At 65.4% G+C, this 16571-nt stretch carries 15 protein-coding genes; 6 read left to right on the top strand and 9 right to left on the bottom strand.

The window, feature by feature from the left end:
• Nucleotides 1–110 precede the first annotated feature (110 nt).
• Nucleotides 111–1946, top strand: a complete 1836-nt coding sequence (locus H7A19_00430; protein ID MCP5473295.1) for a carbamoyltransferase — start codon at nucleotides 111–113, stop codon at nucleotides 1944–1946.
• 301 nt (nucleotides 1947–2247) lie between these two features.
• On the opposite strand, the gene H7A19_00425 is transcribed toward H7A19_00430, so the two are convergent.
• The 5 genes from H7A19_00425 to H7A19_00405 all read right to left on the bottom strand — a co-directional run bounded on the left by H7A19_00425 (nucleotide 2248) and on the right by H7A19_00405 (nucleotide 6429).
• Entirely contained in the window at nucleotides 2248–3423 is a 1176-nt protein-coding gene (locus tag H7A19_00425; GenBank protein MCP5473294.1) for an ABC transporter permease, read from the bottom strand.
• Nucleotides 3420–4154, bottom strand: a complete 735-nt coding sequence (locus H7A19_00420) for an ATP-binding cassette domain-containing protein (GenBank protein ID MCP5473293.1) — start codon at nucleotides 4152–4154, stop codon at nucleotides 3420–3422. The genes H7A19_00425 and H7A19_00420 overlap by 4 nt, the downstream gene beginning before the upstream one ends.
• A gap of 169 nt (nucleotides 4155–4323) precedes the next feature.
• The gene (locus tag H7A19_00415; protein MCP5473292.1) at nucleotides 4324–5802 is read right to left on the bottom strand and encodes an alpha/beta fold hydrolase; all 1479 of its coding nucleotides are present in this window, start codon (nucleotides 5800–5802) and stop codon (nucleotides 4324–4326) included.
• Entirely contained in the window at nucleotides 5799–6002 is a 204-nt protein-coding gene (locus tag H7A19_00410; protein ID MCP5473291.1) for a helix-turn-helix transcriptional regulator, read from the bottom strand. The genes H7A19_00415 and H7A19_00410 overlap by 4 nt, the downstream gene beginning before the upstream one ends.
• A 34-nt stretch (nucleotides 6003–6036) precedes the next feature.
• Complete coding sequence (locus tag H7A19_00405) at nucleotides 6037–6429, bottom strand: hypothetical protein (GenBank protein MCP5473290.1); 393 nt, start codon at nucleotides 6427–6429, stop codon at nucleotides 6037–6039.
• Between the two features lie 171 nt (nucleotides 6430–6600).
• Between H7A19_00405 and H7A19_00400 the strand changes: the two genes are divergently transcribed.
• The gene (locus H7A19_00400; GenBank protein MCP5473289.1) at nucleotides 6601–7173 is read left to right on the top strand and encodes a DUF615 domain-containing protein; all 573 of its coding nucleotides are present in this window, start codon (nucleotides 6601–6603) and stop codon (nucleotides 7171–7173) included.
• Nucleotides 7174–7990: 817 nt separating this feature from the next.
• Here the strand turns inward: H7A19_00400 and H7A19_00395 are convergent.
• From H7A19_00395 to ompR, 4 genes are all read right to left on the bottom strand, one after another.
• Nucleotides 7991–8833: a hypothetical protein gene (locus H7A19_00395; protein MCP5473288.1), complete on the bottom strand. Its 843-nt coding sequence runs from the start codon at nucleotides 8831–8833 to the stop codon at nucleotides 7991–7993.
• A gap of 37 nt (nucleotides 8834–8870) precedes the next feature.
• Nucleotides 8871–9032, bottom strand: coding sequence for a hypothetical protein (locus H7A19_00390; GenBank protein MCP5473287.1), 162 nt, complete (start codon nucleotides 9030–9032; stop codon nucleotides 8871–8873).
• Nucleotides 9033–9144: 112 nt separating this feature from the next.
• Nucleotides 9145–10404, bottom strand: coding sequence for a HAMP domain-containing histidine kinase (locus tag H7A19_00385; GenBank protein ID MCP5473286.1), 1260 nt, complete (start codon nucleotides 10402–10404; stop codon nucleotides 9145–9147).
• Nucleotides 10385–11092 (bottom strand): two-component system response regulator OmpR, encoded by a 708-nt coding sequence (gene ompR / locus H7A19_00380; GenBank protein MCP5473285.1) that lies wholly within the window; start codon nucleotides 11090–11092, stop codon nucleotides 10385–10387. The genes H7A19_00385 and ompR overlap by 20 nt, the downstream gene beginning before the upstream one ends.
• A 178-nt stretch (nucleotides 11093–11270) precedes the next feature.
• Between ompR and H7A19_00375 the strand changes: the two genes are divergently transcribed.
• From H7A19_00375 to H7A19_00360, 4 genes are all read left to right on the top strand, one after another.
• Nucleotides 11271–11720 (top strand): Spy/CpxP family protein refolding chaperone, encoded by a 450-nt coding sequence (locus H7A19_00375; protein ID MCP5473284.1) that lies wholly within the window; start codon nucleotides 11271–11273, stop codon nucleotides 11718–11720.
• Nucleotides 11721–11773: 53 nt separating this feature from the next.
• Entirely contained in the window at nucleotides 11774–12313 is a 540-nt protein-coding gene (locus H7A19_00370) for a hypothetical protein (GenBank protein ID MCP5473283.1), read from the top strand.
• 458 nt (nucleotides 12314–12771) lie between these two features.
• Entirely contained in the window at nucleotides 12772–14454 is a 1683-nt protein-coding gene (locus tag H7A19_00365) for an STAS domain-containing protein (protein ID MCP5473282.1), read from the top strand.
• A gap of 1127 nt (nucleotides 14455–15581) precedes the next feature.
• Entirely contained in the window at nucleotides 15582–16427 is an 846-nt protein-coding gene (locus H7A19_00360) for a MoxR family ATPase (GenBank protein MCP5473281.1), read from the top strand.
• The last annotated feature ends 144 nt before the right edge of the window (nucleotides 16428–16571 follow it).

Here is a 16571-nt window from a genome sequence, read left to right as displayed (position 1 = left end):
AGGGCGCGAAAGATCAAGAGCCGCGGCGCCCAGCTCTTACGTGCCCTCGTGCCCTCGTGCCCTCGGCCTCTCGTGGCATCATCCCCTGCCCCCTGCCCCGTGCCCCGCCCATGCTGATACTCGGCATCTCCGCCTACTTCCACGACAGCGCCGCCGCCCTGCTGCGCGATGGTGTGATCGTGGCGGCTGCGCAGGAAGAGCGCTTCACCCGGGTCAAGCACGATGCGCGCTTTCCTGCCCAGGCACTGCGCTACTGTCTGCGCGAGGCCGGTGTGGAACTGGCCGATGTCGATCATGTGGTGTTCTTCGAGAAGCCCTTCCTCAAGTTCGAGCGGCTGCTGGAGACTTATCTGGCTTTCGCCCCGCGTGGCTTCGCCAGTTTTGCCACGGCCATGCCGATCTGGCTGCGCGACAAGCTGTTCCAGAAAAAACTGATCACCGATGAATTGAAGGCGATTGCCACAAGTCCGGATCTCGCGCTCAGGAATCCAATCTGCTTCTCCGAACACCACCTCAGCCACGCCGCCAGCGCCTTCTATCCCTCGCCCTTCGAGCGCGCGCTGGTGCTGACCATGGACGGGGTCGGTGAATGGGCCACCACTACCGCGGCGATCGGCAACGGCAACCAGCTCGACATCCTGCGAGAGATGCATTTCCCGCACTCGCTGGGCCTGCTGTACTCGGCTTTCACCACCTACTGCGGCTTTCGCGTCAATTCCGGCGAGTACAAGCTGATGGGCCTGGCGCCCTATGGACAGCCGCGCTTTCTGGATCAGATACGCGAGCACCTGATCGATCTGAAGGCGGATGGCAGCTTTCGCCTGAACCTCGACTACTTCGACTACTGCACCGGATTGTCGATGACCAATGCGCGCTTCCATGCGCTCTTTGGCGGCGCGCCGCGCGCGCCGGAGGCGCCGATTGAAGCCCGTCACCTGGATCTGGCAGCTTCGATCCAGAAGCTCACCGAGGAAATCGTGCTGCGGTTGGCCACCGATCTGCGCCGCGAAACCGGAGAGCGCCATCTTTGCCTGGCCGGCGGCGTGGCGCTCAACTGCGTGGCCAACGGCCGCCTGCTGCGCGAGGCCGGTTTCGAGCAGGTCTGGATCCAGCCGGCGGCGGGCGATGCCGGCGGTGCCCTGGGTGCCGCGCTGGCGCATTGGCATCGCGCCCAGGGTGCGCCTCGCAGCGCCATCGGGCCGGGCCGCGACGGCATGGCCGGCGCTTATCTCGGCCCGCAGTTCGACGACGACCAGATCGCGCGTACGCTCGACCAGCTGGGCGCGGTCTACGCGCGCCTCGGCGATGCCGAACTGCTGGACCGCGCCGCAGCTGACCTCGCCGATGGCCAAGCCATGGGCTGGTTCCAGGGCCGCGCCGAATATGGACCGCGGGCACTCGGCAATCGCTCGATCCTGGCCGATCCCCGCCGCAGCGACACCCAGTCGGTGCTGAACCTCAAGGTCAAGTTCCGCGAATCCTTCCGACCCTTCGCCCCGGCGGTACTGGCCGAGCACGTGGGGGACTATTTTGATCTGGATGCCGACAGCCCCTACATGCTGCTGGTGGCGCCAGTGCGCGAGGACCTGCGCCTGCCGGTTGACGATCAGGCCACCGGGCTGGACCGGCTGAAGCAGCTCCGATCCAGCATTCCTGCCGTGACCCATGTCGACTATTCGGCGCGGGTGCAGACGGTCCGCGCGGACACCAATCCGCGCTTCCATGCACTGCTCGGCCGATTCCACGAACTCACCGGCTGCGCCGCACTGGTCAACACCAGCTTCAACGTCCGCGGCGAGCCGGTGGTCGGCTCACCCGAGGACGCCTTCCGCTGCTTCATGGGGACGCACCTGGATCGACTGGCCATCGGCAACTGCTATCTGCTCAAGTCCGAGCAGCCGCCGGCGCTGGCCAGCAACTATGCGCATCTGCTGCCGGCGGACTGAAGAGCGGTTGTCGGTTGTCGGTTGTCGGTTGTCGGTTGTCGGTTGGCGGTTGCTGGTTGCTGGTTGCTGGTTGCTGGTTGCTGGTTTGCGGAAGCTTGCCCCATCGCCGGCAACCCACGACCCCTGTGGGAGCGGCTTCAGCCGCGATCTTTCGCTCCAGATCGCGGCGCCAATCGCGGGCAGAGCCCGCTCCCACAGTGCTCGGCGATCCGCAGCCCCTGTGGGAGCGGCTTCAGCCGCGAACCGGGGTGTCCGGATCGCCGCAGCGATCGCGGACAGAGTCCGCTCCCACAGATCGGGCTCAGGCCGAGATCGCCAGATGCTCGCGGTGGTACAGGCGGGCGGCGATGGCGGCGATGATCACACCGACGATCAGCGTGGACACGATGGACAAACCCACCTGCCACAGCACCAGCGATTCGCCGCGCACGGTCTGCTCGATCAGCAACTGATGGCTGAGCAGGGGCACGCTGTACATCCAGTCGGCGGGTTTGACCGGATTCAGCGCCATCAGCATCGACGGGATTGCCGGCATGATGATCAGCAGGGTGTTGTAGGTCTGGGCCTCGCGGAAGCCCTTGGCGAAGGCCGACACGCTGGTCAGCAGGCCGGCACCGATCAGTCCCAGCGGGGCAACGATCAGGAACATCATGGCGCATTCGGCCGGACCCATCTTGACGATCATGCCGATCTTCTCGACCGGCAACAGCGGCGTGACCAGCGAAAAGGCCACCAATGACAGGGCCAATGAGGCGACCGCGAAGGCGAAGGTGGCGATCAGCTTGCCGCTCATGATCTGACCGCGGCTGACCGGATTGATCAGCAGCGGCTCCAGCGACTGGCGCTCGCGCTCGCCGGCGGTGGCATCGGTGGCCAGATAATTGCCGCCGGCGAACACCGTCAGGATCAGGAAGTAAGGCAGCATCGCCAGCAGCATGCCGCTGCGGCTCTGGGGCGTGGACTGGTCGACATCGGCGATCAATATCGGCTGCACCACTTCCGGACTGATGCCGCGCACGATCAGCCGCTGTGAGGCGGTCTGGCCGTTGTAGGCATTGAGCATGCGCTCGGCGCGGCGGATGGTCTGTTCGGCCTTCTGCTGCGAACGGTCGACAATCAGCTCCAGCGTGGCCGCGCGGCCGTCACGCCACTGTTCGCCGTACTCGGCCGGGATGCGCAGCACCACGTCCTTGTCACGCTTGCGGATCGCGGCTTCCGGATCGGCCGGAGCCTCCTCGATCTTGACCCCCTGGTTCTTCAGCCAGGCGATCAGGCTGGGCGCGTTCTCCGCGCCCACTACGGGCAGTTCCAGCGGCTTCTCGGCCCGCTCCAGACTGACCGAGATGATCAGACCGATCAGGCCGGCAAACAGGATCGGTCCCATCAGCGTGCCGAGCACGAAAGTGCTGAACATGGTGCGGCGGTCGCGCATGTTCTCGCGCACTTCCTTCAGAAAAACGATTCTCCACGGACTCATAGCGACAATCCTTCTTCGGAACCGATGACCTTGACGAAGGCATCTTCGAGATTGGCCTCCCCGGCCTGCTCGCGCAGCTCGTCGGCGCTGCCCTGGGCGACCACGCGGCCCTTGGCGATGACCACGATGCGGTCACACAGCGCGGCCACCTCCTGCATGATGTGGCTGCTGAACAGCACGCAGCGGCCCTGCTCGCGCAGCTGCTGCATGAAGCGCCTGAGGCTGCGCGTGGCCATCACGTCGAGGCCGTTGGTGGGCTCGTCCAGCAACACATTGCGCGGGTCATGCACCAGCGCCCGGGCGATGGCGGTCTTGACCCGCTGGCCGTTGGAAAAGCCCTCGGTGCGGCGCCCGGCAATGTCCTCGATGCCGAGTTCACGGATCAGATGATCGGTGCGCGCCTTCAGGGTGGCTTCGTCCAGACCATGCAGCCGACCGAAGTACTCGATGTTCTCGCGCGCGGTCAGGCGCTTGTAGAGACCACGCGCATCCGGCAGCACGCCGAGCTGGCGGCGCGCGCCGTCCGGATCAAGGGTGATGTCGGTGCCATCCACGCGGATATGTCCGGTCTCGGGCTTCATCAGCGTGTACAGCATGCGCAGCGTAGTGGTCTTGCCGGCGCCGTTGGGGCCAAGCAAGCCGGTGATCTCGCCATCGCGGGCGGTGAAGCTGACGCCATCGACAGCCTTGACCGCGCCAAAGGTCTTGCGCAGATCGGTTAGTTCGAGCATGGGCGGCTCCGGGAAAAGAAGGGGGCAAGAGGCAGGGGGCAGGGGCCGGATTTCGGTGGACAAATCGAGCCAGACGGGCGGCGGCCGATTGTGCGAAAGAGCGACACCAGGGACTCGAATTCTCGTCCCCCGCCCCCTGCCCCGTGCCCCGCCTCTATCTCTTTGCAATTCACGGCGCACTCCCCGAGAAATTGAGGAAGAACGGTGCCGGGGTCTGCTCCTGCAGACACTCGGCATCCAGCGCCTGGGCGTCGGCGGTCTTGATGAACTCGGTCAGCAGCTTGGGACCACAGCCACGACCCATGACGCTGTGGCCCTGCCCTGGGACCACCAGATGACGGCCCTTGGGCAGGTTCTTGACCACCTGATCGCCGTAGCGCGGCGGCGTCACCGGATCAAACTGGCCGGAGAGAATCAGCGTCGGGGTATCGCCGCTCATGGGCTCGTGGAAATCGGCCGGGATCGGGCGCTTGGGCCACTGCCCGCACCAGTGGATGACCATGGTAATGAAGTCCTGGCCCAGCAGCAGACCGTCATCCTGCGGGCGCGGCTCGAAGCCGGCCGCATCTTCGGCGCACAGCACCGACCAGTGCATGCCGCTGGCAATCTGGCTGCCAAGGTCATCAGACATCATCGAGGCCTGCGCCAGCAGCGCGTCGAAACGCCCTTCTCTGGCTTCCTGCAGCGTTACCGGCAACAGCGCCGTGGTCTCGCCCGAATACATGTACATGCGGGCGACCACCGCCAGCGAGCCCACATTCAGCGGCACCTCGACGCTCTCGAAGGTGCGTGGATTGCGCATCGTGGCGGTGCGCGGCCGTTCCCGCAGCTCCGCGGCCAGCTGTTTCAGCGTGGCGTAGGGATCGCCGAACTTCGCGCCGCACTCGGCATCTTCCTGGCAACGGGCCAGCTGGGTCTTCAGCGCGTCTTCCAGATTGATCGCGTGCTCGGTGCCCAGCGCCAGTTCATTGGGCACCACGCTGTCCAGCAGCAGCGTGCGCACCCGCGTCGGATAGCGCTTGGTGTAGATCTGACCCATACGGGTGCCGTAGGACACGCCGACCAGATTGATCGTGTCGGCACCGAGGGCCTCGCGCACCCGGTCCAGATCGCGGGCGGCGTCTTCGGTGCTGTAGTAGCGGGCATCGTGGGTCTTCCTGACTGACTCCAGACAGCTCTGAGCCAGACTCGCGGCCATGTCCGGATTCACATCCACCGCATTCGGATCGAGATTCTCGGGCTCGGGGCAGTTGAAGCGATTGGATGCCCCGGTACCCCGCTGGTCCAGCAGAATCACGTTGCGATTGGCCAGCACGTCCTGAAACACGCCGGCAATCTGGCGCCAGGATTCCCGCGCCGACTGACCCGGACCGCCGGCGAGCATGAACACCGGATCCGGTTCAGGCTTGGGTGACCGCGACGGCACCAGAGCGATGGCCAGCTCGATCTCACGACCGCCCTCGCCGTCCCAGTTCTCGGGCACCTTGAGCGTGGTGCACTCGGCATTCAGCGGATTGGTCGGCCGCGTGCCGACCACCGGCAACTCGCATTTTTCGAAGTTCAGTTCGCCCAGCTGTCGCGCGTGTGCGGGTGCGGCCATTCCGGCCACCGCGCACAGCAACAGGCCCGGCACGATCATGCGTCTCATGGCGCTTCCTCGTCGGGGATGAAAATGGATTCGATCGCGGCACTGAACAGGCCCGCGATCTTGAAGGCGAGCGGCAAGCTCGGATCGTACTTGCCGGTCTCGATGGCATTGATGGTCTGCCGCGACACGCCAAGCGCATCGGCCAGTTCGGCCTGTGACCAGTTGCGCTCGGCGCGCAATACGCGCAGGCGGTTGTTCATGGCGGCGATCGCCAGCGGCGCAGGATGGGCAAACTCACCGGTATCTCCGGGTTGCGCGCCAGACACTGAAACCGTAGGCGGCACAGAAGATCGGCAGCACGAAGATCACCGGCAAGCGTGGCATGCCGGCGACCTCCAGCAAGCCCCAGGCAAAGGTCAGACCGCAAGTCAGGATCGCTGCCTCGGCTGCGGCCTCGAACTGCACCCTGCGCTCGAGTTCGTCCTGGCTGGCCACGAAGCGCAGCAACTCGCTCAACGCCACGGCAATGGGAATCGCCGGCACCAGGGCCAACAGCGCCTTGATCCAGAGCGGCTCGATCCGCTTGATCAGGAACACCATCACCACGATCAGCACGGAATATGCCGTCATCGCGAGCAGAAATCGCGTGCTGTAACGGCGTTGGGCGGCGCGGCGTTCGGCAGTCATGTGGGCGGTCTCAAGCTTGCGACCAAGCCTAGTCAAGGGAACTTGTCATGTCAAGTACACTTTACCTATAGCCAAGGACACTTGACGCAAGTCTGAAGACCAGCTAGGCAAGCCCGCCAACATCGTCCGTGCCGACTACGATGCGCCCGGCTATTCGGCTAACCTTGGCGGATGAATGCATTCGATCAAGACCGGGAAGAATCAGGCCCCAGCCGCAGCCAGCGCCGACGCGACGCGCTGGATGTGCTGGCGCTGGCCGAGAAACTGGTGGCCCTGAGCGCCACCCAACTGCGCGAAGTACCACTCGACGATACCCTGCTGGAACACGTGAAGCTGGCGCAGAAGATCACGGCGCACATCGCGCACAAGCGTCAGGTGCACTTTCTGGCCAAGTTGATGCGCAAGCAGGACGACCTGGAGCCGATACGCCTGGCCGTCGACAAGCCACTGGAAGTGCGTCGCAAGGAAACCGCCGAACTGCATCTGATCGAACGCTGGCGCGAACGCCTGATCGAGGACGGCGATGACGCCCTCAGCGAACTGATCGGCAGTTTTCCGGATCTGGACCGTAGTCGTTTGCGCCAGCTGATGCGCCAGGCCCAGATCGAGCGGCGTGAGAATCGCGCCCCCAGCGCCCAGCGGGCGATCTTCCAGATGCTCAAGCCGCTGTTCCGCAGCGAGCCCAGCCCGGCCGCCGAGGCCGATGCCGGGACCGACGAGGACGTTACTCGGCAGGAATCCTGAGCGTTGGTGGCAGGCGGCGGGGCACGGGGCACGGGGCACGGGGCACGGGGCACGGGGCACGGGGCACGGGGCACGGGAAAAGGCTACGCGCTTCTGGCTTTTGTAGGTCCAGACTTGTCTGGAGGCTCTTGGCGTCGTGCGGAAAAAGCGTCCAGACAAGTCTGAACCCACAAGAGCCGGCGTCATTGCGAGCCACCTGTATCGGCCTGAAACTGCCAACGGGCCATGAACCACGAACCCGCGCGTAGGAGCGACCTCGCGTCGCGACCGGCAAGTCGCACGTCCGACGCAGCGGTCGCGCCGCAAGGGCGCTCCTGCAGGTGAACAAATAGAATCAACGACTTGTGAAATGGGTTCATGGAGAGCCACCTGTTTCGGCCCGACACTGCGCCCGGGCCACGAACCCTGGCAGGCACGAAGCGGCCTAGAGGAGGGACGCGCGCCTGCGCGGCCGCTCTTGATCTCCGCTCAGCGCAAAGCGGCGCCGCAGCGCGGCGCCCTCCACAGCAGCGACCCGAAACCCCCGGTGCACGGCGCTGCAATGCGGTTCATTGCGAGCCACCTTTTTCGGCCTGAAACTGCGCACGGGCCATGAACCCCCAGCGTCATTGCGAGCGTAGCGAAGCAATCCAGGGATGTGCGGCGCTACCCTGGATTGCTTCGCTGCGTTCAATGACGTCGTGGGGTAGGGAAAAGCGTTCGCGGATGAATCCGCTCCCACAGGGCAGCCGGCAGCATCAAGGCACGGACAAGCTCTGGCCCTTGCGTGCCCTCGTGCCCTCGTGCCCTCGTGCCCTCGTGCCCTCTCATCCCCCGCTCAATGCGGCTCGCGCACCAGGCCGACACGCTCGGGCACGCCGGCGAAGCGCTGCTCGATCACGATATTGCCCTGGGTTTCGCCGGCCTTGACCCGCAGCGGCACCAGCAGCGTGGCCACGCAGCCCGGCGGGGCATCGCTGCAATCGCGCAAGGGCCGGCCGTAGGCGGCAACGATGCCATCCGGATTGTCGGCCATCGGGTAGGCGGCGAGGTAATAGTCGGCGCCAGCCAGACCGTCGATGCGAAAACGGCGCAGGCGAGGCGGCAGTTCCACGCAGCGGATCGGCAGCGCGGTGCCCACCGGGATGGCGCAGACCCGCGTCTCAGTGCTGCCTGCCCCCGGATAGGTCAGCTGCCCCTCGACCACAGCCTGCAGACTGAGATCGGGCGCGCCACTGATCTCGCATGAGAGCTGGGTGGCGCCATCGTCGCGCTCGGCCAGTCGGTAGCGCCGCTGGAAATCATTGGCCGGCGTGGCCACCAGGCCGCGCAAGCCATCCTCGAAACGCACGCCGAGGCGGCTTTCCACCGCTCGCTGTACGCGCTCCTGGCCAGCCTTGAACACCAGCGACAAACGCCGGGTACCGCCCTGCTGGATGCTGGCGGAGACCTCGACCACGCCCAGTCCAAAGGCCGAACGACTGCGCGGAAGCTCGCAATTCAGGCTGTCCACACCGCGCACGTTGGTGCGCCGACAAAAGTCGGCGTCGGCGCCCAATTGCTCGGCGAGAGCCTCCGGTCCGCGGCTGATCGCCTCGGCATCCTCGCACTGCCAATAGTTGGCGGCCGACAATGAACTGCTGAGGCCGCAACCGAGTATGAGCAACCATCGGATGATCATCGACGACTCCTCTCGCACGCAGCGCCTGACGTTTCGATCACTTGCCGGCTTTCTTGCCCTTGCCCTTGCTCTTGCTGGCCGGCGCCGGCGGTTCAGCAGACTTGGACGGCTGATCGCCAATGATGGACTTGGCCGGGCACACCGAGAAGATCGGGCATTTGCGGCAACCTACCGCCAGCGCAACAGGACACAGGGTCATGACAGCCACTCCAGGATTTGAGGCTAGAGCTTAGGCCTGTGGCGTGGAGTGGTCCATCGGTTTGGCGTCGGTGCGCGAGAAACCCATCGGCCCGCTCGCTCGGGACTACGCATCAAGGCCTTGCAGCAACGACTTGCGGGAGGTTCAGCTCGACCATGAATCGCTGCGAGTCCTGATCGGTGCGCAATCCACCGCCGTGGGCTTCGGCGATGTGCTTGCACAGTGCCAGACCGAATCCCCGATGGGGTGTCGGCGAACTTCGCTCGGAAACCGGCTCCGCCATGGCGTTTTCGATGCGCAGTCGCCAGTGGGCGGCCTGATCGCCATCGCATAGCAGCGTCAGCGCGAAGGGAGCGGTGCCATGCTGCTCGGCGTTGTCGATCAGATTGTCGAGCAAACGCGCCAGCACGCCTGGCTGCCCACGCACCCAGGCCGCATCGGCCAGGTCGGCCCTCCAGTCGTAGCCCCGTAAGCGACTGGCTGCAATGGCCGCGTCAAGCAGCCGTTTCAGATCGACCTTGATCGTCGGCTCCTCAGCCCCGGTGCGGGCATGCTCGATGAAGCGATCGATGCGCCGATCCAGTTCCGCGATTTCAGCGCCGATCGCGCCTCGTTCCTCTTCAGCGATGCCGTCAATCAGGTCGACGCGGAGCAAGAGGCGCATCAGTGGCGTGCGCAGATCGTGGCTGAGTCCGGCCAGCAGCAGATCGCGCTCGCGGCGCTGTTGCTCGATGCGACCCAGCGCATCGGCCAGACGTCCGCCGAGTAGTCGCACCTCGCGCGGACCCTGGACCCGGAACTGGTCGGCAGCGACCGGCTCGGGCAGACGCGCGGCCACGTTCGCCAGATGCTCGATAGGGCCGGCCAGGCGTCGCGACAGCCACCAGGCGGCAGCCAACGCCAGCATCAGCGCCATCAGGATCACCAGCACCGCGAAACGCGCCACCAGCGTACGCAAGGATTCCAGGGGCACGCCGATCCAGTCGCCGAGTGGGCTGCTGAGCCACATCCGGGTACGACCGTCCTCGCCGTATTCGATCTGGACCTGACGACCGGTCTGTTCGTGCAAGTAGGCTGCCAAGGCTGACAGAAAGGGTACCGGCAAGAGTCTCCGAGCCTGCGGCGGCTGTGCTTGGCGGACGATGCCCTGACGCTCCAGGGCGGCACGGGTCTGCGCGGCGCTGCTGGCATCGGCCAGATTGGCCACGGTCACGATCGGCAGACCCACCTGTCGCACCGAGGGCTGCATCGCCGAATAGTGCAGCAGCAGCAATGCGGCAGTGCTCAGGACCAACAGGAAGCCGAGCAGGGCCGCCAGCAGCAGATGCGCGGTGCGCCAGCCCCCAGCCGCCTCAGTCCGGGACAAAGACATAGCCATGTCCCCAGACCGTCTGAATATGCCGTGGGGCCTTGGGATCGTCCTCGATCATGCGCCGCAGCTTGGAGATGGCCACGTCAATCGAGCGCTCGAAGGGATCGCTGTCGCGGCCGCGGGCCAGACTGATCAGACGATCGCGGGTCAACGGCACCCGCGGATGCCGGGCGAGCGCGCTCAGCAGCGCGTACTCGCCGCTGGTCAGGCGGTGAGTCTGGCCGTCCCTGCTCAGCGTGCGCGCGGCAGCATCCAGACGGCAGCGGCCGAACTGCAAGGTGGCATCGGCATCGCCGGGCGCGCCCGGCACCGCGGCGCCCGAAGCCCGTCGCAACACCGCACGCATGCGGGCGAGCAGCTCGCGTGGATTGCAGGGCTTGGGCACGTAGTCATCGGCGCCCAGTTCCAGTCCGACAATGCGATCGATCTCGTCGCCCTTGGCGGTGAGCATGATCACCGGCGTCGGCACACCCTCGGCGCGCCAGCGCCGCAACAGGGTCAGACCATCGTCGCCGGGCAGCATCAGATCCAGCACGATCAGTTCAAAATGCCCTTGATCCAGTGTACGTCTGGCCTGCACGCCATCGGCCACCGCCTTGACGTCAAAGCCCTCTCGACCGAGATAGCGCGTCAGCAGATCGCGCAAACCCGGATCATCGTCCACCAACAGGATTCGTTCCTTGTCCATGGCTGCTTTGTAGCGGCCAGCCGATGCCGCCGCAAGCGCATTCGTGAGCGGATGTCACCCAGCTGGCAGGCGCTTACATCCGCTTACAACTTCGCCCGTTCTGGACACAGTGGACTCAAGTCTCGGCGTCAATCTGTCCCTGCCGCCAACGGGGCGGCCAGACCCGGAGCAAACCCCGATGATTCGCAGAAGCTTGTTGGCCCTGACGCTGGTCGCCGGACTGACCAGCGCCCACCACGCCGTCGCCGGCCCATTCTTCAACCGCGTCCAGGCGCCCTCAGCCCAGGAACTGGGCCTGGATGCCTCGCAGCAGGCGGCCTGGGAACAGATCCAGGCGCAGACCCTGGCCTTTCGCAAAGCCACCCTGAGTTCGATCGAGGCTGAACTGGCTGAGACCAGGGTGGCACTGGCCGATCCCGATGTCGATCTTCGCGCCATCGGTGCCGACTACCAAACCATCGCACTCACGGCGCTGATGGAACAGCGCCAGCTGCGCGACCAGCGACTGGCCTTCTACGACAGCCTCAATCCCTCCCAGCAGGCACAGGTGCGCGGATTCCTGATCCAGGCTACCGAACAGGCCGAACGCGCTCTGCAGGCGATCGCCGTGTTGCAGGGCCGCGACTGACACGCCCTGCCGACCCGAAAGACAACGCTTTCCACAACACAAGAGGAACCACCATGAACAAGATGATCCAGAGCACCCTGATTGCAGTTGCCACCCTCGCCGCTGTTGCCCTGTCGATGCCCGCAGACGCGGCCGGACGCGCCAAGGCACGCGGCGCCACGACGAACGCTGAGGGCGGTGTCACGGCCGGTAGCGCGGCCGCGGGCGCCGGTCCCAACGGCGGCCGCTTTGCCCGCGGCGCTGGCGTGACCACCGATGGCCAGGGCAATGTCGCCGGTGCCAGCGGCGGCGCCGCCCAGACCGCCGCGGGCGGCCGCGGAGCTCGCGCCGGCCAGTTCAACAAGAACGCCGACGGCAGTTTCAACCGCCAGGGCGGCGCAGCGGGCGAAACAGCGGCCGGGGGACGCTTCCAGACCAGCGCGTCGGCCAGTGGCGACGGCCAGGGCAATGCCTCGGGTGTGCGCAACACCAGTGCCACCAGTGCCGCCGGCAACAGCTACCAGGGACAGACCACCGCCACTACCGGCCAGGGCGTGCAGCACTCCGGCACCTGTTACAACGCCGCCGGCGAAGAAGTGAGCTGTCCGCGCTGAGGGCTTGCTGGTTGCTGGTTGCTGGTTGCTGGTTGCTGGTTGCCAGACCGTCGCACATGTTGCCCGCGCTGCGGGCAGCATGACTGTGGGAGCGGACTCCGTCCGCGATCGCCCGCACCTTCCCAGACAGCGTCATGGCGACCCCGGACTTGTTCCGGGGGAAGCAGTCCGGAGGCCCGGCCTCGAACGCACTGGATTGCTTAGTCGCTTCGCTCCTCGCAATGACGCCAGCTCTTGTGGGTCCAGGCTTGTCTGGACGCTTCTTCAGCACGACGCCAAGAGCGTCCAGACAAGTCTGGACCTACAACTGCACCGAAGCCCTGCGCCTTTCCCGTGCCCCGTGCCCCGTGCCCCGTTCCCCGTTCCCCGCATCCGTTTTCGCGGGCAAATTGCATGCGGTCAAGAATCCCGGTGGTCGTCGGCGCTAATGTGTCGCGGTCCACCTGGCGGATGCCGCAATGTCCCTGCGCAAGCATTTCGAACCCAAGTTGCTGACCACCTGGCGTGAGGGCTACACGCTGGATCATCTGCGCCGCGATGCCGTGGCCGGCCTCACCGTGGCCATTGTCGCGCTGCCCCTGGCCATGGCGTTGGCCATTGCTTCCGGCGCAGCCCCTGAAAAGGGATTGCACACGGCGATCATCGCCGGCTTCCTGATCTCGGCCTTTGGCGGCAGCCGGGTGCAGATCGGTGGCCCGACTGGCGCCTTCATTCCGGTGGTGTTCGCGATCATCGAACGCCATGGTTACGACGGCCTGGTGCTGGCCACGCTGATGGCTGGGGTCATGCTGCTGCTGGCGGGCTGGGCACGCCTGGGACTGCTGATGCGCTACATGCCGCAGCCGGTGATTACCGGCTTTACCGCCGGCATTGGCGTGATCATCTTCAGCAGTCAGTTGCGTGATCTGTTCGGGTTGCAGATGTCCCAGGTACCGGCTGAGTTCCTGCCGAAGATGCAGGCGCTGTGGCAGGCGGCGCCCAGCTTCAACTGGGCTGCCCTGATCCTCGCCCTGGCCTGCATCGCCGCCATCGTGGGCTTGCGCCGATATGCACCGAAATGGCCGGGCTTCCTGATTGCGGTAGTCGGCGGCACTTTGGCCGCTGTGCTGTTCAACTTGCCGGTGGAAACCATCGGCAGCCGTTTTGGCGATCTGCCGAGCGCACTGCCGGTCTTCTCTCTGCCTCAGTTCGACCTGGATCGCATGCGCGTTCTGCTGCCGGCCGCTTTCACGATCGCATTTCTGGCCGGCATCGAATCCCTGCTGTCTGCGGTGGTGGCCGACGGCATGACCGGTCAGCGCCATCGCTCCAATGCCGAACTCGTTGCCCAGGGCGTGGCCAATACCGCCTCCGCGCTGTTCGGCGGGCTGCCGGCCACCGGCGCCATCGCCCGCACGGCCACCAATGTCCGCGCCGGGGGGCGCACGCCCATCGCCGGCATGCTGCACGCGGTGTTCGTGCTGGTGTTCATGCTGCTGCTGGCGCCGATCATGCGTTACGTGCCGCTGGCGGCGCTGGCGGCGGTGCTGGTACTGGTGGCCTGGGGCATGAGCGAGATCGAACGCTTCAAGCACCTGCTGCAGGCACCCATCGGCGATCGGCTGCTGCTGTTGCTGACCTTCGGGCTGACCGTGATGGTCGATCTGACCGTGGCCATCCAGACCGGCCTGGTGGTCGCCTCCTTCCTGTTCATGCATCGGATGGCGCGCACCGTGGAGATCGAAGACCACACGCTGGCCGACGAGATTGAACAGGGCGGGGAAGACACCGATATGCGCGGGCGTCTGCCAGCGGGCGTCGAAGCATTCCGCATTGTCGGTCCGCTGTTCTTTGGTGCCACCAGTCGCATCGAGGATGCCTTGCGGGCCTTCCGGGATACAGGCTACCCCAAGGTATTCATCCTGCGTACCCGACTGATGCCGCTGATCGACGTCAGCGGCGTCAACACGCTGGAAGTCTTCATGGCACAGCTGCGCAAGGCCGGCACGCTGCTGATTCTGTCCGGACTGCAGATCCAGCCGCAGAAGGTACTCAAGCGCATGGGGTTGCACGAGCGCGAAGGTGAACTCGCCTACGCCCGCGACTTCGAGCACGCACTGGAACTGGCAGCGGCGCACGTGGAGCGCGGCAGGGCGAATTGAGGCACGGGGCACGGGGCACGGGGTACGGGGTACGGGGCACGGGGCACGGGGCACGGGGCACGGGGCACGGGAAAAGGCTATAGGACCTGGGCTGTTGATAGGGTCGGAGCGGCCTATGGCCGCCCCGCCCTCCGAACCGTACGTGCGGTTCTCCCGCATACGGCTCTCCAGCGGGTGGTTTCCTCATCGGGATTGGCTCGCTCGGCCACGGGCTGTGGTCAGGGTGTACAGCCCGAGCTGGGCGAAGTAGGCAATCACTTGCCTCCTTGGACGCCGTTACCCAGCGCCGCCAACATGCGGTCGGTCCAAATGCTCCGGTCTACCCAACCCAAACCCTCGGGCCGGTTCGACGTCGCTTGCCTAGGCTCAGCCAATACCGCGACTTCACTTGCGTTCTCGGTCATCAGATACCTTCCACCTCCACCACACCTATCCCGCTTCCCTACCCGTGGTTTATGGTGACCACGGCTCTCGCGTACGATCCAGTTGGACTCAGGCAGAGGAGCGGCCCTCCAAACCCTGCGCGACGTCCCCGCCACGCGCCCCCACCACCACATCGCCGACACGGTACTACCAGGACTCTGACTCCTGCCGACCACACCCCGACCGACAGGTCTCCTCGCTTCACTCACACACACGTCCCAGCGTTCCACCCCCAACCACGCGGACGACCCGGTCATCGCTTTACACGCCAAAACAGCGTGACCGATGTGTTCCAGACTTCGCCATAACCCAGCAAGCTCGTCGTCGTTCCACGCCGAATCGAGTTCGTCTCCTGCAGACCGCCAGTTCGCTTCCGGTTGCTCTCCACCCCGCCTCGCGACGACGCAGTTACCCTCAGCTACGGGGCCTTGGCTTACCCCGACACGGACTTCCACCGTGCTGTGTGTGTGCGCTTGCGAGCGCACTGGGTCCAGACTTGTCTGGACGCTTCTCCATTACGACCCAAAAAGCGTCCAGACAAGTCTGGACCTACAACAGCCTGCATCCGGCGTCCGTGGCAAGTCGCGCCGCCCGTGCCCCCTGCCCCGTTTCCCGTGCCCCGCTTCAACACGCCCCCTGCCCCCTGCCCCCTTTTCACCCCACTCGCGATATCGTTGTCGAATCTCCAGCTATCCGAGTCGTCCATGCGCTTTGAAGGCACTGATCGATACGTCGCCCCGCGTGAGCTGCAACTGGCGGTCAATGCCGCCATCACGCTGGAACGGCCCTTGTTGGTCAAGGGTGAGCCTGGCACCGGCAAGACCTTGCTGGCTCAGGAAATCGCCCGCGCTGCGGGCGCGCCTCTGATCGAGTGGCACATCAAGAGCACCACCAAGGCTCAGCATGGACTGTATGAATACGATGCGGTCAATCGATTGCGCGATGCCCAGCTTGGCGACCCGCGCGCCAGCGAGATCAAGAACTATGTGGTGCCAGGCAAGCTCTGGGAGGCTTTCGTCAGCGAACAGCGACTGGTGCTGCTGATCGACGAGATCGACAAGGCCGACATCGAATTCCCCAACGATCTGCTGCGCGAACTGGATCGGATGGAGTTCTATGTCTACGAGACCCAGCAGCTGGTGCAGGCGAAGTCTCGCCCCATCGTCATCATCACCAGCAACAACGAGAAGGAACTGCCGGACGCCTTCCTGCGCCGCTGCTTCTTCCACTACATCCGCTTCCCCGACGAGGAAACCCTGCGCGCGATCGTGGAGGTGCACTATCCGGGTCTGAAGCAGGATCTGCTGCGCGAAGCGCTGGCCGCCTTCTTCCAGCTGCGCGAAACCCCGGGACTGCGCAAGAAGCCCTCGACCAGCGAGTTGCTCGACTGGCTCAAGCTGCTGCTGGCCGAGGACATCCCGGCCGAAACCCTGCGCGAGAAGAACCAGCGCAAGGCCATCCCGCCGCTCTACGGCGCCTTGCTGAAGAACGAGCAGGACGTGCAGCTGTTCGAGAAGATCGCGTTCATGGCCAGCCGCGGAAACCGCTGAGCGTGGTACGGGGCACGGGGCGCGGGGGGCGTATGAGCGTCGCCTTGAGTTTGGTTGAGGACAAGAGCGGGACGCAAAGGACGCGAAGGAGAAGCAGAAAGATCACGAAGGAGGGCCACGTTGGGACAGCGAAAACTGGCGGAT

The sequence above is a fragment of the Rhodanobacteraceae bacterium genome (assembly GCA_024234055.1).
Lineage (GTDB): Bacteria > Pseudomonadota > Gammaproteobacteria > Xanthomonadales > SZUA-5 > JADKFD01.
This window is presented reverse-complemented; position numbering and strand designations above follow the sequence as displayed.